The sequence below is a fragment of the Terriglobus saanensis SP1PR4 genome (assembly GCF_000179915.2).
GTDB classification, from domain to species: Bacteria; Acidobacteriota; Terriglobia; order Terriglobales; family Acidobacteriaceae; genus Terriglobus; species Terriglobus saanensis.
The window spans coordinates 987,664-1,011,812 of record NC_014963.1 but is presented as its reverse complement, the minus strand read 5'-3'; the positions used below and the strand labels follow the sequence as shown (position 1 = coordinate 1,011,812).

Sequence of the window (24,149 nt, the reverse complement as noted above, 5' to 3'; positions counted from 1 at the left end):
TCCTTAGGGCTGCATGCCTACTCAATCACTCGAAGAACAGATCGAACTCCATTTTGCCGCTGGTGCCGCCGCAATCGGCGACCGCGATGCCCTTAACGCTTTTCACTCTCTCCGCGAGCACCTCGAAGCGGGCACTCTCCGCTCCGCAGAGCTAGACGCCGCTTCGCCGACCGGCTGGCGCGTCAACGCCTGGGTCAAACGCGGTATCCTTCTCGGCTTCCGCCTTGGCGCTCTGGTCGATATGAGCACGGGCCCCCTCTCCTTCGTGGACAAACATACCTATCCGGCGCGCTCCTTCAAGCCAGAAGATGGCATCCGCATCGTGCCGGGTGGCAGCAGCGTACGCAGCGGAGCTTATCTCGCAAAGGGCGTCGTCATGATGCCTCCCGCGTACGTCAACGCAGGCGCTTTCGTCGACGAAGGCACCATGATCGACTCTCACGCCCTCGTCGGCTCCTGCGCTCAGATCGGAAAGCGGGTTCACCTTTCGGCGGCGGCGCAGATCGGCGGCGTTCTGGAGCCGGTCAACGCTTCGCCCGTGATTATCGAAGACGACTGCCTGATCGGTGGAAACACGGGCGTCTATGAAGGCACGATCGTTCGCAGCAAAGCGATTCTGGCTGCAGGCACGATCCTGACGCGCGGCACACCGGTCTATGACCTGGTGAACGATACCGTGCTCAAAGCTACCGCCGATATGCCGCTGATCATTCCTTCGGGAGCGGTCGTGGTTCCCGGCGCGCGCGCGATCACCAAGGGCAAGGCGAAGGACCTCGGTCTCTCGGTCTACACCCCGATCATCGTGAAGTATCGCGACGAAAAGACGGACCTTTCGGCGACCCTGGAAGACCTCCTCCGTTAGATCTATAAAATGGCCAGGGAATGGTGTGCGGCGACCCCATTCCCTGCCCTATACTTCTCCCACCCATGAGCCGGACTCAACACATCGCGTCAGCTCACCTTCAGGAAGATGTGTACGCCTAAGCTCAGTCGCGTCCGGCATCACCGCAGGCTCTCCTTGCTGGCAGCGATCGTCCTGCTGTATCTGTCTGGGATTGCCTCGGCGCAGACCGCCCCAGAGACCATCAACCCTCCCGTAACCCTCCATGTCGCAGTAAAGCTCGTCCAGATCAACTGCACCGCCACCAATCGCAAAACCCATTCGATTGAGGAGATTACCGCGCCCGAGCAGGTGCGGGTCTTCGAAGATAACAAGCTTCAATCTCTTCTGGGTTTGAGCCACGCCGAAGATACCCCTCTGGTTCTGGGCATTTTGCTCGATATCAGCGGAAGCGAGGCTGGCGAGTGGGACCGGATGAAGCGGCAGACGATCCATTTCATCGCAGAGACCCTCCGCCCCGGCGACCGTGTCTTCATCGTCACTTTTAATGTCCGCCTCAGAGTTCTTTTAGATATGACAAAACCGACCGACACTCCTGCCCACATTGCAACGAAGCTCGACAGTCTCCAGGAGGAGTACGGAGTGGAAACGCACAGCCGGAATATGTCCGGGAACGGCACGCGACTTTGGGACGCGATGGACTTCGCCACGGACGCCATGGCCCCGTATCAAGGCCGCAAAGCCGTCGTCGTCTTTACCGATGGGCTCGACAACGCCAGCGCCGCACAACCCACAAATATCCTTCGTCGGGCGCAGGAGCAGGCCGTTCCCTTCTACGCTATCCGGGTCTGGGGTATGGAGTTAGCAGAGGCTGTCGCGACGGGGCACTCGCCTCCAGGCAGTGAAATCCTGCCCAATCTGGTGGACAAGAGCGGCGGCGTGCTGCTCACCGCCACAAGGGACCGCGACGTGGCGGCGGCGTTGGGCCGGATGACTGCGTTGCTGCGCTCCCAGTTCGTGGTGGAGTACCGTCCGCCGCCGGATTCCCCGCCCGGCTTCCACCACATTCGTATCGAAGCGGTTGACCATAACCTCGAAATTCACGGCAAAGCCGGAATGTGGCGATAAGCCTCCCGCCCCACCCCTATAGTCAGAGTGTTACCCTGAAGTTCAATGAACAATGATAAGAACGTGGATAAGCTGAAGGTAATTCCCCTTGGCGGCCTTGGCGAATTTGGCATGAACTGTATGGCTATTCGCTATAAGGACGACATCATCGTCATCGACGCCGGCCTGATGTTCCCCGAAGACGAGCTCCTCGGCGTAGACATCGTCGTGCCGGACATTACCTACCTTCTTGAAAACCGCGCCATGGTGCGCGGCATCCTGCTCACGCACGGGCATGAAGACCATATCGGCGGTCTGCCCCGTATCCTGACCGAGCTGAACGTGCCGGTCTATGGCACCGAGTTCACACTCACCTACGTCGAAGGCAAGCTGGAGGAGCACAAGCTCCTCGACGGCGCGGACCTGATCGAGATGGTCCCCGGCGAGCGCTTCAACATTGGCCCGTTTAATATTCAGCCGATCCGCGTGACCCACTCGCTCGTCGACTGCGTTGCGCTCGCCGTCCGTACGCCGGTTGGAACGATCGTCCACACAGGCGACTTCAAAATCGACCTTTCCTCGCCGGATGGAAAGCCCTTCGACCTTCATTCTTTTGCCGAATTGGGAAAAGAAGGCGTTTTGCTTCTCCTGCAGGACTCCACCAACTGCGATCGTCCCGGCTATACCCCCGGCGAGCTCGCCGTGCGCCCGCGTCTGGATGAGATCTTCTCCCGCGCCAAGCGCCGCCTCTTCTTCTCCTGCTTCTCGTCCTCGATCCACCGCATTAAGCTGGCGATGGACCTTGCCCACCAGCACGGCCGCAAAGTCGCCCTGATTGGCCGCTCGATGGACAATGCGACCGAGATTGCGCAGGACCTGGGCTACATCAATCCGCCTGAGGGTCTGCTGATCCACTCCGGGCAGATCCGCGACTTCCCACCTGAGAAGGTCTGCGTCATGATCTCCGGCACCCAGGGCGAGCCGATGTCCGCGCTCTCCCGCGCCGCCGTGGACAACCACAAGCACGCCAAGATCGAAGCGGGCGACACCGTTCTGCTCTCCTCGCGTGTGATTCCCGGCAACGAGAAATCGATCTTCAGCATGATCGACCATCTCTATCGCCGTAACGCGAAGGTCATCTACGACGATGGCGCGTCCGGGCTTATCCATGTCTCGGGCCACGCTTCGCAGGAAGAACTCCGCCTGATGATTAACCTCCTTAGGCCGAAATTCTTCGTTCCAGTACATGGCGACTACCGCCATCTCACACGGCATATCGAAGTTGCGACCTCCACGACGATTCCGGAGCGCTGCATCCTGATCGAGGACGGCGAAGTTCTGGAACTGGATGCGAACTCTGCCACCAAGACCGGCAAGGTCACCTCGGGTCGTGTGTTGATCGATTCCGGATCCACTTCGGACGTCATCGAAGACATCATCATCCGCGATCGCAAGCATCTTTCGGAAGCAGGCCTCGTCCTGGCGATCATCTCGATCGACAAGATGACCGGCCGCCAGGAGGGCACGGCCGAGATCGTGACGCGCGGCTTCGCGGTCAACGAAGAGGGCATGCACGCCGAGGCGCGCAAGATCATTCAGCGTACGCTGGAGACCTCCTCAGACGAAGAGAAGCGCGACTGGATGCTGATCAAAGAAAAGATCCGTGCCGACCTGAAGCGCTATATCCAGAAAAACACCGGCCGCCGCCCCATGGTGATGCCGGTCATTCTGGAAATCTGACGAGTTCATTTCTGAAGTCTGAACTACGAGCGAACCGGAATTCGGTTCGCTCGTATCCTTTTCCCCGCAGGCGCACGATGCTGGGTTCGCTCTTCATCGGCGGCAGTATCGGCGACAGCGGTCATCCAAATGGTTCTTTGGTGCCAACCGTATCTTCTAATCAGGCTGTACTCTGATCCGCAGGGGGATCACCGCTCACGTGCTGCGCCGCATCATCCGAAGAAGGTCAACCCCTCGTGAAATCGGCGTGGCCGCGACTGCGGAGGCGATCCGGGCATCGCGTGCCGAACTCTCCTCCCCTCCACGGAGACCTGTCGTTGCGGGTTTGCTGCTTCTTCTCTTTGGGTTTGTCCTGGCCGCATCATGGAGCAGCGTGCGTGCGCACCTGCAGGCGCTGGCCCTGCTGCAGATGGTCAGTGGGGAAAAACTGTCCACATCGCTGGCCCGGATCACGACAGAGCCAGTTACCGTCACAGACCTGACGCTCCAAACGACGGGCGGCCCCGTGCGTTCGCGGCTCTACACTCCTTCGCTTCATCCACAGACTCCGGGCATAGTCGTTTTCCACGGAGTGCATTATCTCGGCATGGACGAGCCGCGCCTGATGGCCTTTGCACGCGCCATGTCCGCATGCGGTCTGACCGTGCTCACGCCGGAACTTCCCGACATCAAGGACTATCGCGTGAGTGAAGGCTCCGTGAAGGTCATCGGCGCATCCACGGTATGGTTCGCCCAGCACATGCACCAGCCGGTCAGCGTGATGGGATTGAGCTTTTCCGGAGGCCTGGCCCTGGTGGCTGCTGCGGACCCGGTCTTTCGTCCGAGCATGAAGATGATCCTTGCCGTCGGTTCCCAAGGCGCCATGGAACGCGTGGCCGCCTACTATCGCACCAGCGAAGACACGCGGCCCGATGGGACACAAGAGCTTCTTCCCGCGCATGAGTACGGTCCGCTGGTGATGGAGTATGAGCATCTTGAGGAGTTCGTCCCAAAACGCGATATCGTGCCCCTGCGGGCGCTGTTGAAGGCACATCTCTACGAAGACAAGGATGCTGAAGCGACGGCGATGACGGCGCTCAACAGCACTCAAAAGGTGGAAGCCTTGCAATTGATGGATACCAGCTCCATCGCAACGCGTTCGATGCTGCGGGCCGCTGAGTTACGGCACGTGGATGAGATGAATGGGCTCTCCCCGGAGAAGCATCTGCCCGGTTTGACCGTACCCGTTTTTCTGCTGCACGGCGAGGCCGACAACATCATCCCCGCAGCTGAGACACTATGGATGGCGAGTGAACTGCGCGCAGCAACGTTGCGCGCGGCGCTCATCAGTCCCGTTTTGTCGCACCTGGATATGGCGAGGTCGCCAAGCATGTGGGACGAGTGGAAGCTGGTGCACTTCATGGCGCTGGTTTTGCGTGAGGCGAAGAGTTGAGTAAGGAGAGAAAGACGATGGAAGAGTTAGTCACCCTCGATGAGATCCGCGAGGCGCAGAAGCGCATTGAGGGCGTGGTGGTACGTTCTGGCCTCTATGAGCTGGATGTAAAGCGCATGGCGGCGGCTGGTTTCACGGTTGATGAAGGGGCCCCGAAGATCTGGCTGAAGGCAGAGAGCGAACAGCCCATCGGCAGCTTCAAGCTCCGTGGAGCCTATAACAAGATCGCCTCGCTCGATGACGAGACGATCGCACGAGGGGTTATCACCTACTCCAGCGGCAATCACGCTCAGGGCGTGGCCTACGCCGCGCGTGAGCGAAAGGCCAAGGCCGTCATTGTCATGCCGATTACGTCTCCGATCATCAAGCAGGAGGCGACAAAAAAGCTTGGCGGCGAAGTCGTCATCGTTGGCCCCGCAAGTAAAGACCGCAAGCACAAAGCGGAGGAGTTGGAGGCCGCGCACGGCTACACCATGGTTCCCCCGTACGACGACCGTCTTGTGATTGCAGGCGCTGCGACCATCGGCGTGGAGATCCTGGAACAGGCCCCCGAAGTGGATCTGATCTTGTCGCCGGTGAGCGGAGGCGGTCTTATCAGCGGGATCTCGACCGCAGTCAAAGCTTTGTCCGACAAGGTGAAGGTCTTCGGCGTAGAGCCAGCGCTCGCGGGGGATGCGAAGGAGAGCTTCGACAGCAAGACGCTGGTCGAATGGAGCGCCGAGCAAACCACGCGCACCATCGCCGATGGCCTGCGGACGCAGAGCCTCGGAGCCCTGAACTTCGCCCACATCCTGAAGCACGTGGACGGCGTCGTCACCGTGACGGAAGACGAGATCTATGCGGCGATGCGCGTCCTGCTCCTGGCCAGCGACCTTGTCCCCGAACCGAGCGGCGCGGTCTCTCTTGCGGCGGCGCTCTTCCACTGGAAAGAGCTTCCCGCATCCAAACAGATTGCGGTGGTCATCAGCGGCGGAAATCTTGATCCCGCATTGCGGGACAAGTTACTCGCAGAAGGCGTCTAAATTTCTATGCGAAGGTTTCTCTACGGATCTCTTTTGCTCTTCATTCTTTCTGGCGTCGTTTCGACGGCACAAAAGCAGCGTCCGCAGGATCAGGCTGGCTACGACCGCGCTTCGCGGGCCACGCTGATTCATCCGGCAAACGTCTACGTTGCGGCGGACGATCAGTCACAGAGAATCACGCTGGTCACGCCCGGACACGAGGTCGTATCGAACCAGATCTCCAGCGGCTGGGTCCGCGTCTTCGCCAACACGGACGTGGAAGAGCAGCGCGACGAAGAGACGCCGGAGTTTCTCGGCGATGATGCCGTGACCCCGAAGAGCGGATGGATTCGAGACAAGGGCGTCGTCAGTGCTAAGACGCCGAACGGTGACCGTGTTCTCTATGGCGCTGCGGCTACTTACGAAGCAGCAGCCATGGAGCCGCACGCTCCCAAGATGGCTGCGGGGGCTGCGTATCTTCTCTATCGTCGGGTTGCGGAGTACTTTCCCGACTCCCCACTGGCGGCGGAGAGCGCATGGCGTTCCGCAGATATTCGTTGGCAGCTTGAAAAAGGCGACCTCAGCACCCTTCCGAGCGCGAAAGAGGCCGACCCCAATGCCCGGCCACGGATGTACGACGCGGGTTTGAAGAGGGTGCAGAAGTACTATCCCGGAACAAAGTACGCGGCCCTGGCGGCCTTCGATCTTCTGGACCAGAAGCTTTGCGGCGACTGGCAGGGGCTTCCGAAGTGCCCGCAGGATGAGAGCGTGGTCTATGAAAAGTATGCCGCCCAGTTTCCCGATGGTCCTAAGACAGCCCTGGCCCTCTGGAACGCGCTTTATCGTCAGGGCGTCCTTGTAAGCATGTATACGGCGGAAGAAAACAAGAAACGCGCCGATGCCGCGGCCCAACATGCCCACGACCTTGCCAACCAGATTCAGCAGAAGTTTGGCACCACGGACTTCGCGCCGCGCGCGGCTGCGATGATATACAGGATCGAACAAGGTATTCCTGTGTATGGAAATGACCGCGACTGATTCTGGTCTGGTATTGGAGAGAGCTTGAACGTTTATCTGGTTTCAGTAATCCTTGGCATCGTCGAAGGTTTGACGGAGTTTCTGCCTGTTAGCTCCACGGCCCACCTCCGTCTGGCGGAAGCGGCCCTGCATATCAACCTGGCCGATCCGTACTGGAAGATGTACACGATCGTGATCCAGTTGGGCGCGATTCTCGCCCTCCTTTTGCTATTTCTCAGCAAGATCATTGGGTTTTTCCGCACTTTCCCGACGGGAGAGCGAGGCGAGAAGACGTGGCTCACACATCCGATCACGCTGACCTTCATCGCGTTTGTCTGCACGGCGATTCCAGCGAAGATTCTCTCCAAGAAGGTCGGCGAAAATCTTGAGAACCTCACGGTCATGGCGCTGGCGCTTCTGGTGGGCGGCATCATTATGTGGATCGTGGATGCCTGGGCGGCTCGCCGCGAGCCTTCCACGACGCACGTGGAAGACCTAAACATCTTCCAGGCCGTGTGGATTGGTTTGGCACAGGTTCTAAGTGCTGTGGTTCCAGGCACTTCGCGCTCCATGGCGACGATCGCCTCGGGGCAGCTTGCAGGCATGGACCGGCCCACGGCACTTGAGTTCAGTTTCCTTCTGTCCATTCCGACCATGATTGCAGCTACGGGCTACAGCCTGCTCAAGGCATTGCACCCAAAGGCAGCAGAATCAGCAGATACGCTTACGCCGCTGGTGATCGACGCGCAGGGCTGGATTGTGCTCATCATCGGCCTGGCCGTCTCCTTTGTCGTGGCCTACGTCGTTGTAGCGTGGTTTCTGGGATGGGTTCGGCAGCGCGGATTTACGATTTTTGCGATTTATCGGATTCTGCTGGGTGCCGGCCTACTGGTTTGGCTCCATCTGCATCAATAGACCCGCTGTAAAGAAGCGCCCAGGCGATCAATACCGGCTGGAAGGCGAGACGTGCCCATAATCCCCACACTGGGATCGTGGGGTAGAGGTCGGCTTGGTGGACGAGCATGTGGATGTGCACAGTGAAGTAGCCGAGCAGCATGGCAGCAATTGACCAGGCGCTCAGGCTGCGTGTTCGGTGCAGGAAAAGCCCCAGCCCACCCGCGATCTCGCAGTAGCCCGTAAACGCGACCCAGAATGCTGGACCGGCGAAGTAGGGCGGCATAACGCCGAGGTAAGGCTGGGGATGCCAGAGATGGTTGATCCCAGCAAAGACGTAGAGCAGCGCCTGCAGGTAAAGCCCGGCGATTTTCAGTCTGGACATGTGTGTGGGATTGTAACGAAAAAGCCCCGCGAGTGAACGCGGGGCTTTTCTGTGCTGCTTGATCGGTTGCGGACTACTTGCGTGCGTCGCGAGCGGCCTTCACGTAGTCGTGAGAGGTCTGGATGTGCGCTGCCTGCTCACTGAGAAGCTGGTGCACGGGAAGCGGAAGGTCCTTCTTGAGGGCTTCTGCGTAGGTCTTCTTGGCGGTATCTTCGCCACCTTCAGCCGTCGCCAGAAGGGTATGATCGTCGCCGCCGAAGGCCTGCTTGATCTCGCCCCAGGTGCGGTGAATGGAACCAGCTACGGTGCCCTTTTCCTTGAATGCGTCATGTACGCCACCCTTGATGAGAACATCTTCCAGATCGCCTTTGAAACGGGCGCGCTTGAGGGATTCGGCGAGGAAGTAGCGCTTCAGCGTTTCGTCCTTCAGGTCGTGACCGATCTTCTGGAAGCCTTCTTCGCCGTCAATGAGGACGCCGATGACTTCCTTAAGCGTGCTTTCCACTTCTGAATTCTTGTTATTTTCGCTGGACATGTCGCTATAGTTCCTTTCGGTCATTGGTTCGTTTCATTCGTTTTCGTTTCATTGGTTACTGAAAAGGGTGCAGAGGAGCAGCGGTCCACCGGTTGCAGTGCGATTCTCCTTGGCCGGTGACAAAGGGAGGAAATCGCGAAAACCCCCTCCCGCTGCCCTGTATTCTGCATTTCATTACGACAAATCATTTCAAACTAAGGACCGTTTCGGAGTATGTCCGAAGCGGTGATGTAGGTGCTTTGTAGATGGAGTGGCTCGGCGACGGAAGCGTTGCTTCATGGCGAGGTTTGTCGCTTGTGGAAAGAAACTTTGATTTCCGTGAGAACAAATGCACAAAATAATGGCTCATTTGGGGAGTATTGGAGTGGATGCGGGGTGCCGATTGTGTGCTGATTCAGGGCCCGGTTTGGCGATACTTATGGTGTTCTGCGCATAGTGTTTGTGCGCGGGCGGAGGTCTGTTCCCGATGAAGCCATTGAAGATCGAAATGACGCCGACGAAGAGCCGCAGGCTGAATGAAGTTCTGGGCCTGACGCTGCTGGTTGCGGCGGCGATGTTGCTGTTGGCCCTGGTGAGCTATACGCCGGGGGATCCTTCGCTGAACTCCGTCGGCGGCTACATGACGGGACGTCCGGCGAAGAACTGGACGGGGCTGATGGGCGCCTGGGTAAGCGATCTGCTGCTGCAGGTCTTCGGCATTGCCGTCGTGGCGCTTCCGCTGATGCTGGGACGGCTGGGCATCTGCTGGATACGGTCGCGGGGCGCCGGATCGCCGATGGCGAAGAGCCTGGGGCTTGGGCTCTGGATGGTCTTTGCTCCGGTGATGTTCGGCCTGATGCCGGGAGGTCTGTTGTGGCGGCATGCGCTGCCAATCGAGGGCGTCATTGGAAAGCTGGGCGCGGATGCGCTCGTCGCTCTGCTGAACTTCCCCGGAGCCTGCATTGTGGTGGCTCTGGCGGTTGCGCTGAGTCTTTATCTTTCGACGACGTTTACCTTCAACACGTGGCGCGAGTGGTTTGAGGCGCGGCTTGGGTTTATCGAGCGCTGGAGAGAAGCGCGCGCGATGAAGAAGCTGGAAAAAGCCCAGGCCTCGGATCGCACAGTTGAACAATTTGGAGAGGAGTTCGAAAGCAGACGGGCCGCAGAACTGCGGGAGACTGCAGCGCTGCAGCAGTCGATCCAGAGTGTGGGCGAGAGCAATTCGTTGATCGCCACGCTATGGGCGAAGATGAGCCTCTGGCGACGCGGCGTGCGCGCGGATAAGGCTGTGGTCGTTGAGGACGAGGAGCTCGCGCCACGGGGCAGCATGTGGTCTGCCATGCCGCGTACGGTTGTCGATGCACCCAATGTTCCCGAGCCGGAGTTCCGGCCGGTACCGAGCGAGCTGGAAGCGATGGCCGAGGCCATGCTGGAGCGTGAAGTATCCGGGGCGCAGCAGGATGAGTTTGCCGATTGGGTTGCGCCGGCGGAGGAGCCTCGCTGGGAAGAAGAGCGACCGGCTCCAAGGGCCAAGATCGTCGACTTCCCTGTCGCTGCTCCCAAGGCCGATGCGGGCATCACCTTTGGCAAGCGCGCGGACGAAGCTCTGAAGACAGTCACGCTGGTGGCGAAGAGCGTGCGCGGCTACGAGCTGCCGCCTTCGAGCCTGCTGTACCGCAGCGAGGAGCATGCCAACGTTCGCGAAGATGCACTGCGTGAAGAGGCAAAGGTGCTGGTCGAAAAGTGCGCCGAGTTTGGCGTGGATGGCCAGGTAACCCAGATCAATCCGGGGCCGGTGGTGACGACGTTCGAGTTCCGTCCGGATGCGGGTGTGAAGTACTCACGTGTGACGGGACTTGCAGATGATCTCTGTCTTGCGATGGCAGCCGAGTCTATTCTGATTGAGCGCATGGCGGGCAAGAGCACCGTCGGCATCCAGGTGCCAAACCATGAGCGCGAGACGATCTGGCTGCGCGACGTCGTGGAGAGCGAGCACTTCGCCACAAGCAAGAGCAAGCTGGCGATTGCGATGGGCAAGGACATCAACGGGCGCATCGTGACCGCGGATCTTTCGGCGATGCCGCATGTATTGATTGCAGGTTCAACCGGTTCAGGTAAGTCAGTCGCGATCAACGCGATGATCATGTCGGTCCTCTTCAAGGCGACGCCTGAGCAGGTACGCATGATTCTTGTCGATCCAAAGCGGGTTGAGCTTGGCATGTATGAGGGCATTCCGCATCTCTTCACGCCGATCATCACGGAGCCCAAACTCGCCGCCAATGCGCTACGTAACGCGGTGCGGGAGATGGAGCGCCGTCTGAAATTACTGGCGAGCCGCCATGTACGCAACCTCGATCAGTACAACAAACTGTTTGAGAGTGGGCAGCTCTTCAATGAGGATGGCGAAGAGCAGGAGCCGCTGCCGTACATCATGATCATCATCGACGAGCTTGCCGATCTGATGATGCTGGACAAGGCGAACGTGGAAGAGAGCATCACACGCCTAGCGCAGATGGCCCGCGCGGTGGGCATTCACCTTGTGCTGGCGACGCAGCGGCCTTCGGTGGATGTCATCACCGGTTTGATCAAAGCCAACGTACCAACACGCATGAGCTTCCGTCTGGCAACGAAGGTGGATTCACGCACGATCATCGATTCCAACGGAGCGGAGAGCCTGCTGGGACGCGGCGATATGCTGTTCCTGCCACCGGGCACTTCGCGGCTGCAGCGGGTGCATGCACCCTTCGTTACGGAGAAGGAGATTTCCGCGGTCGTTGAGTTCTGGAAAGCTCAGGGCGAGGCGGAGTATGTACCCGGATTCCTCGAAGGACCGAAGGATGAGAAGATGCAGCGCGAGGGTGCGGCTGAGGGCGACGATGATAACGATGAGTTGTTCAACGATGCGGTTCGGCTGGTCTTCGAGTTCGGCAAGGCGAGCACTTCGCTGCTGCAACGACGGCTGCGCGTTGGGTATGGACGCGCGGCGCATCTGATCGACATGATGGAGCGGGATGGGCTCGTGGGGCCTGCGGATGGTTCGAAGCCTCGGGAGATTTTGAAGAGTCCTAGCTGGTTGAGTGAGATGGACGAGGCTTTGCGGTAGAACTTTTGGTATCGGAAAGCCCCGCCTTTCGGCGGGGCTTTTTTGTTGCTCGGAGGGATGCGCTTTGCGCATGGCCCATGGCCCAAAGACGGGACATGGGGCACCCGGGTTTCCTGAGGGATCAGGTTTGTGCGCTCTGCGCGACCCCACCCTTCGCGATGAAGCCGCGAAGGATGGGGCACGTGGATTATCTAGCTTTTGCGGTTGAAGACGGTGGCGTTGCCCTGGTCGGTGGGCATCATCAGGATGGTCTGGATATTCACGTGGGCCGGGCGCGTAACCGCGTAGTGGATCGCGTCGGCTACGTCTTCGGGCGTGAGTGGAGTCAGGCCTGCGTAGACCTTGGCTGCTTTTTCTTCGTCGCCGTTGAAGCGCACTGCGGAGAAGTTGGTTTCCACCATGCCTGGATCAACCGTAGTGACGCGGACGGGCGTTCCGGTGAGGTCGATCTTCATGCCTTCGTTGATGGCGCGCTCTGCTGCTTTGGAGGCGCAGTAGACTGCGCCGTTGGCGTAGGTCCAGTGGCCGGCGGTTGAGCCGAGGTTCACGACGTGGCCGCGGCCACGCTGCACCATGCCGGGAATAAAGGCGCGCGAAACGTGGAGGAGTCCTTTTACATTGGTGTCGATCATCTCGTCCCAGTGATCGGGATCGTCTTCGTAGATCTTGGCGAGGCCGCGTGCCTTGCCTGCGTTGTTGACGAGGATATCGACTTTCTTCCACTCTTCGGGGAGAGCAGCGACGGCAACTTCGATGACTGCACGGCTGGAGACGTCCATGGCGAAGAGGTGAGCGGCTTCCGCACCTGCGCCAGTGAGTTCGGCTTCGGTGGGAAGCTTTTCCGGGTTGCGAGCGCAGAGGAGGAGGCGGACGCCTTCTGCCGCGAGGGCAAAGGCGGTGGCGCGACCGATGCCAGAGCTGGCTCCTGTGATGAAGACGGTCTGGCTGCGAAGAGAGAGGGACATTGGGGTGCTCCTTGTTCTTCTGGTTATAGCTGATTGAGGTGGGATGGTGTTGGTCGAGCTTCGCTCGAAGGATGCGCTTTCAGCGCATGGCTCACACATCGCAAAGAGCGCGATGTATGGGGCACCCGGTTGTGGGTTTCCTGATGAATCTGGCTTGTGCGCTCTGAGCGACGCCCCCTTCGCGATGAAGCTGCGAAGAATGGGGCACAAAGCATAACGAGGCCGCCCTTTGTAAGGGCGGCCTCGTTGGTGCGTTATTGATGGTTAGTTGGTGGGTTCGGCCTGGGTGGCAATGCCGATGGAGGGGCCGGAGATAACTAGTTCCACGCGGCGGTTCTGAGCGCGTCCGGCTGAGGTGCCGTTGTCCGCTACGGGGTGCGACTTGCCGTAACCGAGCGAAGTGATGTTACCCGGGTTCACGCTGTTGGCGATCAGGAAAGCCTTCACAGAGTTGGCGCGGTTTTCGCTGAGCTTCTGGTTCAGGTCATCGGAACCCACGGAGTCGGTGTAGCCCTCAACCTGAAGTTTGAGGTCAGGATGCGAGGCGACGATCACAGCAACCTTTGCCAAGGAGATCTTCGTATCCCCTTTAAGCGTGTACTTTCCGGTATCGAAAAGCACGTCGGAGAGGCTGACAACGAGACCACGCGGGGTCTCCTTGGTAGCAAGGATGGAGTTCAGCTGATCGCGCATCTGCTGACGCAGCTTGACGACAGCTTCACGTGCGGCATCGGCGCTTGCGTTCGCGTTGGCTGCTGCTGCTTCGGCCTGAGCGCGCTGCGCGTCAGCCTGAGCCTTCGCAGCGGCGGAGCGTTCCGCTTCGGCCTGGGCCTTTGCGGCGTCAAGCTGCGATTGCTGCGCTGCCATGGCGGACTGTTGGGCCTGGGCTTCTGCCGTTTGGCGGGCATCTACTTCGGCCTGGCGCTCTTCAGCGATACGCTTGCGAATACTGGACAGACGGGCATCTTCAGCGCGCTGGACAGCTTCACGCGCGTAAGTGATCTCCATCTTTTCGTCGCGCTTCTTGGATCCGTCCATATCGTCCGCGTTCTTCAGATTGGTGCGAACCTGCGCCATAATGTCTGGAGCGTAGTGGTCTGCACCGGCGAGACGGGCAATGTTGTAAGCGTTATGTGCTTCGTAGAGCTCAAGCGGAGAATGTTCGTTGCGCGTGATGGGATCGAGTACCGTCTTAGAACCAGCGGTCTGCGCGCTGTAGAGTCCCTTCGGAAGCAGTGTGTACTTCGCGTTCACTTTTTCCAGGACGCCGGAGGTCTTGTCCTGGAGGATGACGTTCTGCAGCACGACAATGTCGGAAGGAACCTTCACAGCGAAGTAGGGCTCTGCGGTCACGATGAGGCCAAAGGACTGGAGATTGGTTGTAACTTCAATATTGTTCTTTGTACCGGCGGGGAGAACTTCGCCCAGATTGGAAGGTGTTCCGTCCGGCGTGATGGCCCAGAGAACATAGGTCAGATACTCAGGGCCGAAGCCGCTGGCGGGCGTAAGGCCCTGAAACTTGGCATCAACGTGAATGGTACCGCGCTGGCTTTCGACCTTGGCTTCACCCTTGGCTCCGGGCAGAAGTACGGTGCCCTGAAAGCCGATATGCGTAGAGCCGGAGCGGTGCAGGTAGTTCACAGCATCAAGATCGCGCTGGACGACATTGACGCGATAGAGGGGAACGCCGTTGAGCTCGCTGACGGGACGGCCGCCATTCTGGATACCGTTCGACTGAGCGGTGCGCGCATCATTCGTTGGGTTTGGTTCCTGTGCCGAGGCAGAGATTGAAATACCTGCTGTAAGCAGGGTGAGGAATGCGTACCGAGCAATTTTCATGGTTCGTGCTTCTCCTTCGTGGACGCAGACAGGCTGCGCATACCTGTTGTGGGATGCGAAGAAGATGGCGTGGGTGGGATGGGTTTATTTGTTGTTTTCCGGGCATCTCGGGCCGGACGCAAGGCATCGGGCCCGAGATGCCTTGCTTTGGGTTAGTCGGAGGCGACGAGTTTGTGGCTGATGGCAAAGAGTGCGAGTTCGAGACGCGTGGACACACCGGTTTTATCGAAGATGTTCGAGAGATGGCGCTTGACCGTCTCTTCGGAGATGTTGAACTGCCGGGCGACGTCTTTGTTGGAACAGCCTTCGACGATGCAACCGACTACCTCGAGCTCGCGCGGCGTGAGGCCGAAAGTCTTGCGTTCAGGCTGGGCTGCGGCCTTCTGCATCAAGCCGTGAAGGGCCATGACGAGGTTGACGACGCGCTCTCCGCCGATCCAATAGTCACCGCTGGCGACGGCGCGGATGCTCTCGCCCAGGTCCCCAGCGACGGAGTCCTTGAGGACGATACCGCGCGCGCCGATCTGGAGGGCTTCGATGATCTGCTGCGTGGAAATGGTGCTTGTGAGCAGGATGATTTTGACGCGAGGCGAACGGGACATGATGGCGCGCATGGCTTCGAGACCGGGGAGGCGTGGCATCTGGACGTCGAGCAGAAGGATGTCCGGCTCGTGTTCAAGCACTTGGGTAATGGCGACGTCGCCATCTTCGGCTTCCGCAACGACTTCGAAGCCGGGATCGGCCATGAGCATGTTCTTTACGCCGAAGCGTACGACGGGATGATCATCGGCAACGACGAGACGGATGATTGGACGGGAGGCCGGGACAACTTTTGCTGGCGGCAGCTTTCCAAGGTCTTTTGTAACAGTCATACAATCACTCCGTAAGCGCGCGATCAAGATATGGAGCGTTCCAGCAGGATACTGCGAAGTCGGGAGATCCCGGTCACAATGTTTCTTAGATGTTCACCGACAGATGTTGGGATGGCCGCTGTGGCGGGCGTGTCGTCTATAGCCGCAGCGAGAGCCCGCAGTGTTCCAGCGCCAATCATGCCAGCGGAGCCCTTGAGCGCGTGAGCCTGGGCATGAAGAGTCCCGTAATCCTGCCGCGTCAGCGCAGCCTGCATGCTCTCCACGCGGCTTGCAGCATCCTGGAGGGCAAATTCATAGAGGGCGAAGACCTGTGGTTGCGGCATGGAGGCCATTAGCTTCTGCCAGACAGCTTCGTTGAGGTCGTTTGCTGGGGCTTCCATCTGCTGGGTTCCGGCGGCATTCAGTGTGGCGGTTAGATCCTCGGCGGTGAAGGGCTTCAGGAGAAAACCGTCGAAGGCTTCCAGCGCTCTGGAGGCCTTCTGCGTCGCCGACATGGCGAGGATCCTGGTCGTTGAGGGAACCATGGAGCGAAGTGCACGCACCAGCTCTTCGCCGGATAAGCCAGGCATCTGGAGATCGCTAAGGACCACCTGCGGTTGAAGCGCATGCAGGAGTGCCAGAGCTGCTTCGCCGGAGTCTGCCGCATGAACCTCCCAGTCGGCCTCTTCGAGCACGACAGCGAGGACCTGACGGGTGATGGCGTCGTCGTCAATGGTCAGAATTGTGCGCGGATCCGAGGCCATGGCGTCCACTTTACAACCTAAGGGCGTGACCCCGTTACAATCGCTGCACGATGCGGGTACTTGCGTTGATGGTTGTGATGTTGCTGAACGGGCCGAGGATGAACGTGTCTGCCTTCCGCTGGCAGCGTACGGTGCATGTTCCGGAGCGCGCAGGCGTGGTGTGCGCAGTGCTGGATGCGGAGGTCTTTCCGAAGGCTGAGCCTGCCCTGCGCGATCTGCGGCTGGTGCAGGACGGCGAAGAAGTGCCCTATGCCGTCGAAGAGAGTTACGACGAAGAGTCGCTGCGGTCTGGGGTGACACGCCCTGAGGACCGATCCCTCTATGAGGTGGCCGCAGAGGGCAGCGTAGGCGCAGCCCTCCATCTGCCAGCGAAGGTTCCCGTAGAGCGGGTTGCCGTAGAAGGCGGCCAGGGCGCGGTGGATGTGGAAGCGATGGCGAAGCCCTCTCTGCGCGAGTCGGTCCGTGGTGAGCTGAAGAACGGCGTATTTCCCGTGACGCTTGGAGCCAATCTGCAGAAAGACGCCGAGGTGCGCATCTGGGCCAAGGAAGGCAGGCGTGTGCGTCTGGAGATGCGGCGGCGGAGCCTGTGTTTCACCCCCCTTGCTGGCGGAACCGATCCGATTCTGTACTTCGGTGCGGAGGGGCTACCGGCAGTGCAGTACGGCTATGCGCGCGGCTTTACCCTGCCGACTGCTGTGAAGATGGCTCACATGGGAGACGTAGCGGCAAATCCAGCTTATCGAGTCAATGGCGTAAGGGATGGATTGGTGTGGTGGAAGTTGATGATGGCGGCGGTGATCGCCACCGTATTTTTTGTAGGGATGAGCGGATGGATGTTGCGACGGGCGATTCCGTGAATCCTGCGCGCTGGAGCTTTGAACTATGCGTTGAGAGTGCGCGCGCCTGTCGCGTGGCGGAAGAGGGTGGGGCGACTCGCGTGGAGCTCTGCGCGCGGCTGGATGTGGGTGGGGTGACACCTCCGATGAAACTTATTCGGGAGTGTGTCGCTGCGACTTCTCTTCCGGTTCACGGCATGGTGCGACCGCGTGACGGATCCTTTCTGTACACCAGCTCCGAGTTTGCGGAGATGGAGGATTCGGTTCGCATGGCGCGCGGTCTGGGACTACGTGGCGTGGTGTTTGGCTTGCTGCTTGAAGACGGGAGTGTAGATGTTGCGCGCACTTCTTCGCTCGTTGCGTTAGCGAAGGCAGAGGGTTTAGAGGTCACGTTTCATCGGGCGATGGACGATGCTGCAATGATCTTCGATGCGCTGGAAGACGTGATTGACTGTGGAGTCAATCGGGTCTTGAGTTCTGGTGGGGCGGCGGATGTTGTCCACGGTGTCGAGGTCTTGGTGAAGATGCGGCGACAAGCGGCGGGGCGTGTGGTGGTGGCTACCGGGGGTGGGGTTAGGGTTTCGAATGTTCCGCTTCTGGTGGGGATGGGGTTGTTGGATTTGCATGGGACTTTGGCTGCGGATGGAGCGGTTAAGGTTGAGGACGTCCGTGCGGTGGTTGGGATGCTTCACGCTGGATAGTTTTCGTTCTCCAGCCCAATATTTGTCATCTCATAGCACAGCGAAGGGATCTACCGTCCCCGGATTTCCTAAAAAATCTGGTTTGTGCGCTCTGCGCGACTCCACCCTTTCCCACCCCAGCGAACAAAAAGCCGTTCGCCAGGGACCCCGGTTTCGCGATAAAGCTGCGAAAGGATGGGGCACAGGAGCGCTTAGCTAATTGGCGCTGAGGCCGTCAACCAGGGAATTGCGATAGGCGCGGAAGGCAGGAATGGCACCCAGGAGCGCTGCTGAGGCAATCGTGACAGCCGCGTAGATCTCTACGCGGCTGGAGAGGCCTACGAGCGCTACAGGCAGCCCAAAGCGATTCTCGATGGTGGTGTGGAGCGCGTAGAGAAGCCCGTAGACGGCCGCAATGCCAAGAGCGGTACCCACCGTGGCGATGAGGGTTGACTCTAACAGGAAGAGCGTGAAGATCTGTCGTGCATGCAGGCCTACGGCGCGAAGGATGGCAATCTCGCGCCGTCTTTCGTTGAGCGCCGTGTAGAGCGCGATCAGCATCGCCAACAGACCGACGACAAGGACGGCTGCGGAGACGAGAGAGAGCGCCGTGTCCGCGTAGTCGAGGAGACCCCAGAGCTCCTGCAAAGTGAGCGAGGGAATGATGGCGGTCAGTGGTTCGGGTTTGTAGGTGCTGATCTCGCGTTGCAGGTAGAGGGTGCTGACGCGGGACTTTGCACCGAGTAGGAAGGCGGTGACCTCGTCGACCTTCAGTTTGGAGGGATCGAGCTTCGGAACGGCTTCCCCGATAGCTGGCGGCGTGCCGCCCTCCCAACCGAAGTGCATGGCCTCGTCGCCGAGAAGGGTCATATAGACGGCGCGGTCTACCGGCGTGGCCGTGGGCGCGAGGATGCCGACGATGGTGAAGGGTGTGTTGTCGTGCTTGATGATCGAGTGTTCCTGCACACCGTGGGCTAGTACGATCTGCTGGCCGAGACGATAGCCGAGACGCTGCGCGATCTCTGCACCGAGGGCTACGTCGAAGAGCGCGGACGGAATTCGCCCCTGAGCAAGCGCGACATGCTGCCCTCCGCGGTACTGGTAGTGTGCGTAAAAGTTTTCATCCGTGGCAACGACGCGATAACCGCGATGCGAATCTCCCATGGAGATCGGGATGGTCCAGGCGACTGCCGGGTGATGGGCGAAGTGTTGATAGGTATCCCAGGAGATATTGTTCGAGGCGTTGCCGATATGGAAGACCGTGGAGAGCAGAAGAGGCAGATCTCCACCACGCGCGCCGACGACGAGGTCGGTCCGAGAGAGTGTGCCGGAGAAGCCTGCCTGCGCGGCGTTGCGAAGCCTGTCTACGCCGACAAGAAGCATGACAGAGAGTGCAATGGAGAAGACCGTGAGGGTCGTAGTGAGAGCGCGGGAGCGAAGCGATTTGAAGGCGAGGCGCAGAAGGATCATGCGGCCTCCGTCTGCGCAGCTTCGTTGATCGTTGCGAGCGAGAGCGTTTCGTCGAAGTGCTTAGCTAGCGAGCGGTCGTGCGAGACAAAGAGAAGCGTGGCTCGCGTTTCCGTTGTGACTTCTGTAAGAAGAGCGAGGAAAGCGTCGCGGCGATCGGTGTCGAGCGACGACGTTGGTTCGTCTGCGATCACGAGCGCGGGTGAACCGATGATGGCGCGGGCGATGGCGACACGCTGCTGCTGACCGGTGGAGAGATGCGTGACGGGAGCATCGAGCTGTGCGTGGAGGTCGAGGCGCGTGGCGATGCGGCGGACCTCTTCCGCTGTTGTGGACGCCGTGATGCGTTTGCGGCGCGTCGGATGAAGGTCGCAGGGGAGAGCGATGTTCTCGCGCACGGTGAGATAGGGAATGAGATTGAAGCCCTGGAAGATGTAGCCGATCTCGCTGCCACGCAGTGTGTCGCGCGCGCCGGGTAACAGCTTTGTGAGATCGCGTCCGAGCACTTCTACACTTCCCTGCTGGGCGGTGAGCACGCCGGAGATCAACGAGAGCAGTGTCGTCTTTCCACTTCCGGAGGGACCGTGAAGAAAGACACGACGGCCTGTGGGGATCTGCAGTGATGGGATGCGAAGAATGGGAGAGCCACTTTTGTAGGCGAAGATTACATTCGCCAGATCGATTGCGTTACTGGTCATACGGGTTGACCGAGTCTCCGTCCATGTTGAACGAGACATCACCATAGGGGCTCTGTACTGTGGAGACGTGAAGGTGTCCGGTGACGACGATGGGTTCGGTGTACGGATACTTCGCCTTCTGTCCGCGTGTCAGCTTCACGTAGATCATCTGGTTCGGTGGAGGCGGCGGGACGTGGATACACGCACCGGCGAAGGGGACGAGGAGGAACTCGGTGACCATGTCGGCATCGTCTTCCAAAGGAACCATGAAGCCAGGGATGGTGATGTTCTGGTTGTTCAGGGAGCGCGCGGGCGATGTGGGCTTGGCGTCGAGGGTCTTGAGGGTCGACCAGGTGACCGTCTGTGAAGTCGGCGTGGGCGCGGCGAAGAGGAGTGTGGTCGAGAGGACTGTTCCCAGAATCAGGGATCTGAGTTTCATGACGTTCTCCTCTGCTAGTAAGTGAGACGCAGTTCGGTGGCGATTTGTTGCGGATTGAGTTTGAGGCGGTCGAGCTGCGCTCGAACGATGCGCTTTGCGCATAACCCACACATCGCAAAGAACGCGATGTATGGGGCACCCGGTTTGCGCTTCCTGAGAAATCTGGTTTGTGCGCTCTGCGCAAACCCACCCTTTCGAGCAAAAGAGCGCGCGAAAGAATGGGGCACGTACAGTCAGTAAGCCGAAACGGCGCCCGATAGCTGGGCGCCGTTCCAATACTGCTCTTTGCTTATTTTGGGGGAGCAGGGGTGTTCGGATCGCCCGGGTTGGGCTTTGCGGTCTCCGGGGTGGTTGCGGGAGCGCGCATGTTGTAGCGATCCGGCGGTCCTTCCTCGTGCGTGTTCTTTTGCGATGGCGGAATCCATACAGGCCAGCGCGCGGACTGCTGGACGCCAAAGGGACGCTCGGAGAAGGTGGACCAATGACGCGTCATGGCTGGGTCCGAGGTGTGCTTCGGTGCGTCCCAGTTGTCGAACTCGATGGCGTTGAGGTCATAGACGATCTTTCCATCCTTGATCGTAAGTTCGCAGATGAGCTTCTCGTGACCGACGGCCCTTGCGCCAAACATGTCAAAGAAACCGAAGTTGCCCTTCTCCACGGAGAAGACCGCCACATCCGCGATTGCGCCTGGCGAGAGGTTGCCGAGCTGGTCCTGCTTGATCTCGTGCGCGGGGTTCGCAGTCATCTGCGTGAGAACTTCCGGGATGGTCTCTCCCATGAGAAGGAACTTGTCCGCGACGTTGAGGATGTCCTTCATCGAACCGTTCATCGACGTGATGTGAAGATCGGTCGAAATGGAGTCAGGCTTATATCCGGCGCGCATGATCGGAGCGGCGACGGAGAAGGCGAAGGAGCCGCCGCCGTGACCGATATCGCAGTAGATGCCACGCTTGCGCATGTCGATGAGCGCCTTGGAGGGACCGCCCGTCTCTGCATCCTGCTCGCCGCGGTTGCCAGCGAAGCAATGCGTATAGATATCTCCGGGACGGAGGTACTTGGTGACGAGGTCGTAGAGAGGACGTTCGATGCGGCGTGCACCGTAGTCGATCATGACGGGGATGTTCGCGATGTTGCCCGCAATAACCGCCTGCTCATAGGGCTTCCACTCGGGACCATTGAAGTGCGCGCTCTTGATGCCGACGACGACACCGGGATACTTGAGAGCGAAATCGCCGGTGGCCTTACCGTCCATGTCATCGAGATTGTCTTCATACTTGCCACCGCGCATGCCGGAGCCGACGATGTTGAGTTCGGCGAGGACGCGTGTGATGGAGCGGTCGATGATCTTGTCTTTGAAGTCGTCGAAGTTCTTGTAACCCGAAGAGCCTGCATCGACGATGGTAGTCACGCCGTTGCGCAGCGTGAAGCCGTCGGGATAGACCGAGTTGTCACCCGCGTAGGAACCCTTTTCACCGGTGCCCGTGTAGACGTGCGTGTGAAGATCGATGAGGCCAGGCGAGACCCACATGCCTTTGACGTCAATGGTCTTGAGCGCGTCGGCGGCTTTGAGGTTCGTACCTACGGTAACTACCTTGCCGTCCTTAATGCCCACATCCTTAATGCCGTCGATGTGGTTCTTCGCATCGACAACGTGTCCGCCCGCAAGGATGAGGTCATAGGGAAGCGTGTTGGGCTTCATGGGCATGCCCATGCGGCGAGTAGCGGTAGGCGCCGCGGGATTTGCGCCGGGACCGGGCTGCGCTGCGGGCATAGGCGCTTGCGCAATCAGTGCTGTGCTACACAGAACCGCGCTAGCGAGAACGGCGCGGCCGAAGGGTTTGACGTTCATGTGTGAGCCTCTCGGAACAGGGTGTACTACGTTTTGCTTTGACTGTCGTACGAAGAAGTGAGGCCCGGCAGAGTGTGTCTGCCGGGCCTTCTTGTCTATTTACGCTTTGCTTGCCGTGAAAGTTGCGGCGCCGTACTCGCCCATCCTTACATCGCCCGACATAGTGCTGCCGGAGACGACGCCTGTGAAGGTCCAGGGGATGTTGGAATAGTTCGCGTTCATGGAGCTCATGAGCGTGACGTGATCGGCAACGACCTTTCCGCGCATCTGTGCTTTGAAGAGCTCGCCGTTCTGTTCGCCGCTGATCGATGCTTCATCCTGTGTAAGAACAAACTGCTGCTGGCCGGTGCCGCGCGTAAAGTTGACCGTGACGTTCCACGTGCCAGCAACGTTCGCCAGAGTTCCTGTCGGTACGGGAGGATTCGCATGCTTGCCGGGGTTGCGCAGATACTTCGAGAGCGCAGCGGCAACGATCTTGTAGTCACCTGGCTGCATCATGTACGGCATGATGCCGACGGAGGACTGCATCATGTCGGGGCGATGGCCCGAGCCACCTGCAACGAGGATGCGCGGCGATCCCTTGTCGAGCATCTCGACGAGTTCCGTTCCGGTGATACCGACCTGCTCCGCGTCCCACATGATGTCGATGGTTGGAGCGCGGTTGGAGAGGTCCGCGTCCGGCATGTTGATCTTCGAAGTAAGCGACGGGATGCCCTTGAGCGCGTCGATAATGTAGTTGTCCCAGGCAAGCCACTGCTTCTGCTCTGCATCGTGATCGCGCTTGTACCACTGCTGTACCGCGGCGAGCATGCCCATCGCCTCTTCTTTACCGACCTTGAGCGCGCGGCCCCAGTTGTGATGGGGAGCGGCGTTCCAGAAAGCGGCCCTCGTGAGATCCGAGGGGCCAAGCAGAACGCCGGCAGCCTGCGGTCCACGCATACACTTGCCACCCGAGTAGGCCACGAAAGTAGCACCGGCTGCGAGATGGATGTTGGGAACAAGCGGCTCTTCTGCTGCGGCATCGACGAAGACGGGAACGTTCTTTTCCTTCGCGATGGCGCAGACAGTCTTGATGGAGAGCGGCTCCTGGAAGGCGCGCGGGCCGGAGATGATGTAGATCATCGCGGTATGCTCGGACATCTTCGCCCGGAGCTGGTCTTCGGTGTCGACCTCAACGATTTCGGGGCCGGACATGCGGACGCCGAAGTCGTACTGGTTACGCGAATAGGTAGGAATGATGACCTGATTGCGGCCTTTGACGTAGGGCAGAGACTGCGAGCGCTCGGGATCAGTGCCGGCGATACAGGCAACCGTGGCAAGCGCGATGGCGGCTTCGCAACCGCAGGTCACGATGGCGCTGGGAGCGCCCATGAGCTTGGCGATCTCCGCACCCACGCCTGCCATCATCTCGTCCATTTGCACGTAGTAGTGAGAGGCCTCGAACATGGCCTTCTTCACTTCAGGCAAAGACTGCGAACCGGAGATGATGGTGTACGTACCACGTGCGTTCACGATGGGACGCACGCCGATGCGTGTGAAGAGATTGTCGGCATCCGTGCTCGTCATGGTGACGTGGTCGGGACCGGTCGGCTTGGCCATCGTTGCGGCAGCGGCAGAGAGTGGTGCAGTCGCAGCGGCTGCGGAAAGCATGCCGGTCTGCTTGAGAAGATCGCGCCTGGACCAGCTCGCATTGCGGAAGAGGGACATGATGTTGCCTTTCTGAATCATGAGTTCGTTGCGGCCATGCG

The 24,149-nt window shown here is 59.6% G+C and carries 21 protein-coding genes; 10 read left to right on the top strand and 11 right to left on the bottom strand.

The window, feature by feature from the left end:
• Positions 1–13: 13 nt before the first annotated feature.
• From ACIPR4_RS04240 to ACIPR4_RS04210, 7 genes are all read left to right on the top strand, one after another.
• The gene (locus ACIPR4_RS04240) at positions 14–862 is read left to right on the top strand and encodes a 2,3,4,5-tetrahydropyridine-2,6-dicarboxylate N-succinyltransferase (RefSeq protein WP_013567414.1); all 849 of its coding nucleotides are present in this window, start codon (positions 14–16) and stop codon (positions 860–862) included.
• Positions 863–970: 108 nt separating this feature from the next.
• On the top strand, positions 971–1,969 hold the full coding sequence (locus ACIPR4_RS04235; protein ID WP_013567413.1) for a VWA domain-containing protein: 999 nt from the start codon (positions 971–973) through the stop codon (positions 1,967–1,969).
• Positions 1,970–2,014: 45 nt separating this feature from the next.
• Complete coding sequence (locus ACIPR4_RS04230) at positions 2,015–3,688, top strand: ribonuclease J (RefSeq protein WP_013567412.1); 1,674 nt, start codon at positions 2,015–2,017, stop codon at positions 3,686–3,688.
• 247 nt (positions 3,689–3,935) lie between these two features.
• Entirely contained in the window at positions 3,936–5,120 is a 1,185-nt protein-coding gene (locus tag ACIPR4_RS04225; RefSeq protein WP_245536449.1) for an alpha/beta hydrolase family protein, read from the top strand.
• A 17-nt stretch (positions 5,121–5,137) separates the two neighbouring features.
• The gene (locus ACIPR4_RS04220; RefSeq protein ID WP_013567410.1) at positions 5,138–6,142 is read left to right on the top strand and encodes a threonine ammonia-lyase; all 1,005 of its coding nucleotides are present in this window, start codon (positions 5,138–5,140) and stop codon (positions 6,140–6,142) included.
• A 6-nt stretch (positions 6,143–6,148) separates the two neighbouring features.
• Positions 6,149–7,159: a hypothetical protein gene (locus ACIPR4_RS04215; protein ID WP_013567409.1), complete on the top strand. Its 1,011-nt coding sequence runs from the start codon at positions 6,149–6,151 to the stop codon at positions 7,157–7,159.
• 24 nt (positions 7,160–7,183) lie between these two features.
• Positions 7,184–8,053: an undecaprenyl-diphosphate phosphatase gene (locus tag ACIPR4_RS04210; RefSeq protein ID WP_013567408.1), complete on the top strand. Its 870-nt coding sequence runs from the start codon at positions 7,184–7,186 to the stop codon at positions 8,051–8,053.
• On the opposite strand, the gene ACIPR4_RS22410 is transcribed toward ACIPR4_RS04210, so the two are convergent.
• On the bottom strand, positions 7,983–8,417 hold the full coding sequence (locus tag ACIPR4_RS22410) for a DoxX family protein (protein ID WP_013567407.1): 435 nt from the start codon (positions 8,415–8,417) through the stop codon (positions 7,983–7,985). The genes ACIPR4_RS04210 and ACIPR4_RS22410 overlap by 71 nt on opposite strands.
• Positions 8,418–8,490: 73 nt before the next feature.
• A complete protein-coding gene (locus ACIPR4_RS04205) occupies positions 8,491–8,952 on the bottom strand; it encodes a PA2169 family four-helix-bundle protein (RefSeq protein ID WP_013567406.1) in 462 nt (153 codons plus the stop codon).
• Between the two features lie 466 nt (positions 8,953–9,418).
• Here ACIPR4_RS04205 and ACIPR4_RS04200 point away from each other — a divergent pair, with 466 nt between their 5' ends.
• Positions 9,419–12,034, top strand: a complete 2,616-nt coding sequence (locus tag ACIPR4_RS04200; RefSeq protein WP_013567405.1) for a DNA translocase FtsK — start codon at positions 9,419–9,421, stop codon at positions 12,032–12,034.
• A 191-nt stretch (positions 12,035–12,225) separates the two neighbouring features.
• Here the strand turns inward: ACIPR4_RS04200 and ACIPR4_RS04195 are convergent, their stop codons facing one another.
• From ACIPR4_RS04195 to ACIPR4_RS04180, 4 genes are all read right to left on the bottom strand, one after another.
• On the bottom strand, positions 12,226–12,999 hold the full coding sequence (locus tag ACIPR4_RS04195; protein ID WP_013567404.1) for an SDR family NAD(P)-dependent oxidoreductase: 774 nt from the start codon (positions 12,997–12,999) through the stop codon (positions 12,226–12,228).
• Positions 13,000–13,263: 264 nt separating this feature from the next.
• Positions 13,264–14,838 carry an OmpA family protein gene (locus ACIPR4_RS04190; protein WP_013567403.1) on the bottom strand — a complete coding sequence of 525 codons (1,575 nt, stop codon included), beginning with the start codon at positions 14,836–14,838 and terminating at the stop codon, positions 13,264–13,266.
• A gap of 152 nt (positions 14,839–14,990) precedes the next feature.
• Positions 14,991–15,710, bottom strand: coding sequence for a response regulator transcription factor (locus ACIPR4_RS04185; protein WP_013567402.1), 720 nt, complete (start codon positions 15,708–15,710; stop codon positions 14,991–14,993).
• A 23-nt stretch (positions 15,711–15,733) separates the two neighbouring features.
• Complete coding sequence (locus ACIPR4_RS04180; protein WP_013567401.1) at positions 15,734–16,453, bottom strand: response regulator; 720 nt, start codon at positions 16,451–16,453, stop codon at positions 15,734–15,736.
• A 104-nt stretch (positions 16,454–16,557) separates the two neighbouring features.
• Between ACIPR4_RS04180 and ACIPR4_RS04175 the strand changes: the two genes are divergently transcribed.
• Together ACIPR4_RS04175 and ACIPR4_RS04170 are read left to right on the top strand one after the other, a co-directional pair.
• Positions 16,558–17,310: a hypothetical protein gene (locus ACIPR4_RS04175; RefSeq protein ID WP_187290245.1), complete on the top strand. Its 753-nt coding sequence runs from the start codon at positions 16,558–16,560 to the stop codon at positions 17,308–17,310.
• Entirely contained in the window at positions 17,283–17,990 is a 708-nt protein-coding gene (locus ACIPR4_RS04170) for a copper homeostasis protein CutC (RefSeq protein WP_013567399.1), read from the top strand. The genes ACIPR4_RS04175 and ACIPR4_RS04170 overlap by 28 nt, the downstream gene beginning before the upstream one ends.
• A gap of 195 nt (positions 17,991–18,185) precedes the next feature.
• Here the strand turns inward: ACIPR4_RS04170 and ACIPR4_RS04165 are convergent, their stop codons facing one another.
• The 5 genes from ACIPR4_RS04165 to ACIPR4_RS04145 all read right to left on the bottom strand — a co-directional run bounded on the left by ACIPR4_RS04165 (position 18,186) and on the right by ACIPR4_RS04145 (position 24,108).
• Positions 18,186–19,439: an ABC transporter permease gene (locus ACIPR4_RS04165; protein WP_013567398.1), complete on the bottom strand. Its 1,254-nt coding sequence runs from the start codon at positions 19,437–19,439 to the stop codon at positions 18,186–18,188.
• A complete protein-coding gene (locus ACIPR4_RS04160; RefSeq protein WP_013567397.1) occupies positions 19,436–20,134 on the bottom strand; it encodes an ABC transporter ATP-binding protein in 699 nt (232 codons plus the stop codon). Before ACIPR4_RS04160 ends, ACIPR4_RS04165 begins: the two co-directional genes overlap by 4 nt.
• On the bottom strand, positions 20,124–20,552 hold the full coding sequence (locus ACIPR4_RS04155) for a DUF3299 domain-containing protein (protein ID WP_013567396.1): 429 nt from the start codon (positions 20,550–20,552) through the stop codon (positions 20,124–20,126). Before ACIPR4_RS04155 ends, ACIPR4_RS04160 begins: the two co-directional genes overlap by 11 nt.
• Before the next feature lie 289 nt (positions 20,553–20,841).
• Positions 20,842–22,401, bottom strand: a complete 1,560-nt coding sequence (locus ACIPR4_RS04150; RefSeq protein ID WP_013567395.1) for an amidohydrolase/deacetylase family metallohydrolase — start codon at positions 22,399–22,401, stop codon at positions 20,842–20,844.
• A gap of 99 nt (positions 22,402–22,500) precedes the next feature.
• A complete protein-coding gene (locus tag ACIPR4_RS04145) occupies positions 22,501–24,108 on the bottom strand; it encodes a PLP-dependent transferase (RefSeq protein WP_041586409.1) in 1,608 nt (535 codons plus the stop codon).
• Positions 24,109–24,149: the final 41 nt, after the last annotated feature.

Excerpts from the sequence above, each read along its gene's own strand:
- ACIPR4_RS04155 (WP_013567396.1), bottom strand. The coding sequence starts at position 20,552 with ATGAAACTCAGATCCCTGATTCTGGGAACAGTCCTCTCGACCACACTC.
- ACIPR4_RS04215 (WP_013567409.1), top strand. The coding sequence starts at position 6,149 with ATGCGAAGGTTTCTCTACGGATCTCTTTTGCTCTTCATTCTTTCTGGC.
- ACIPR4_RS04205 (WP_013567406.1), bottom strand. The coding sequence starts at position 8,952 with ATGTCCAGCGAAAATAACAAGAATTCAGAAGTGGAAAGCACGCTTAAG.
- ACIPR4_RS04145 (WP_041586409.1), bottom strand. The coding sequence starts at position 24,108 with ATGTCCCTCTTCCGCAATGCGAGCTGGTCCAGGCGCGATCTTCTCAAG.
- ACIPR4_RS04190 (WP_013567403.1), bottom strand. The coding sequence starts at position 14,838 with ATGAAAATTGCTCGGTACGCATTCCTCACCCTGCTTACAGCAGGTATT.
- ACIPR4_RS04230 (WP_013567412.1), top strand. The coding sequence starts at position 2,015 with ATGAACAATGATAAGAACGTGGATAAGCTGAAGGTAATTCCCCTTGGC.
- ACIPR4_RS04200 (WP_013567405.1), top strand. The coding sequence starts at position 9,419 with ATGAAGCCATTGAAGATCGAAATGACGCCGACGAAGAGCCGCAGGCTG.
- ACIPR4_RS04235 (WP_013567413.1), top strand. The coding sequence starts at position 971 with ATGTGTACGCCTAAGCTCAGTCGCGTCCGGCATCACCGCAGGCTCTCC.
- ACIPR4_RS04165 (WP_013567398.1), bottom strand. The coding sequence starts at position 19,439 with ATGATCCTTCTGCGCCTCGCCTTCAAATCGCTTCGCTCCCGCGCTCTC.
- ACIPR4_RS04220 (WP_013567410.1), top strand. The coding sequence starts at position 5,138 with ATGGAAGAGTTAGTCACCCTCGATGAGATCCGCGAGGCGCAGAAGCGC.
- ACIPR4_RS04195 (WP_013567404.1), bottom strand. The coding sequence starts at position 12,999 with ATGTCCCTCTCTCTTCGCAGCCAGACCGTCTTCATCACAGGAGCCAGC.
- ACIPR4_RS04170 (WP_013567399.1), top strand. The coding sequence starts at position 17,283 with ATGGATGTTGCGACGGGCGATTCCGTGAATCCTGCGCGCTGGAGCTTT.
- ACIPR4_RS04185 (WP_013567402.1), bottom strand. The coding sequence starts at position 15,710 with ATGACTGTTACAAAAGACCTTGGAAAGCTGCCGCCAGCAAAAGTTGTC.
- ACIPR4_RS04180 (WP_013567401.1), bottom strand. The coding sequence starts at position 16,453 with ATGGCCTCGGATCCGCGCACAATTCTGACCATTGACGACGACGCCATC.
- ACIPR4_RS22410 (WP_013567407.1), bottom strand. The coding sequence starts at position 8,417 with ATGTCCAGACTGAAAATCGCCGGGCTTTACCTGCAGGCGCTGCTCTAC.
- ACIPR4_RS04160 (WP_013567397.1), bottom strand. The coding sequence starts at position 20,134 with ATGACCAGTAACGCAATCGATCTGGCGAATGTAATCTTCGCCTACAAA.
- ACIPR4_RS04150 (WP_013567395.1), bottom strand. The coding sequence starts at position 22,401 with ATGAACGTCAAACCCTTCGGCCGCGCCGTTCTCGCTAGCGCGGTTCTG.
- ACIPR4_RS04240 (WP_013567414.1), top strand. The coding sequence starts at position 14 with ATGCCTACTCAATCACTCGAAGAACAGATCGAACTCCATTTTGCCGCT.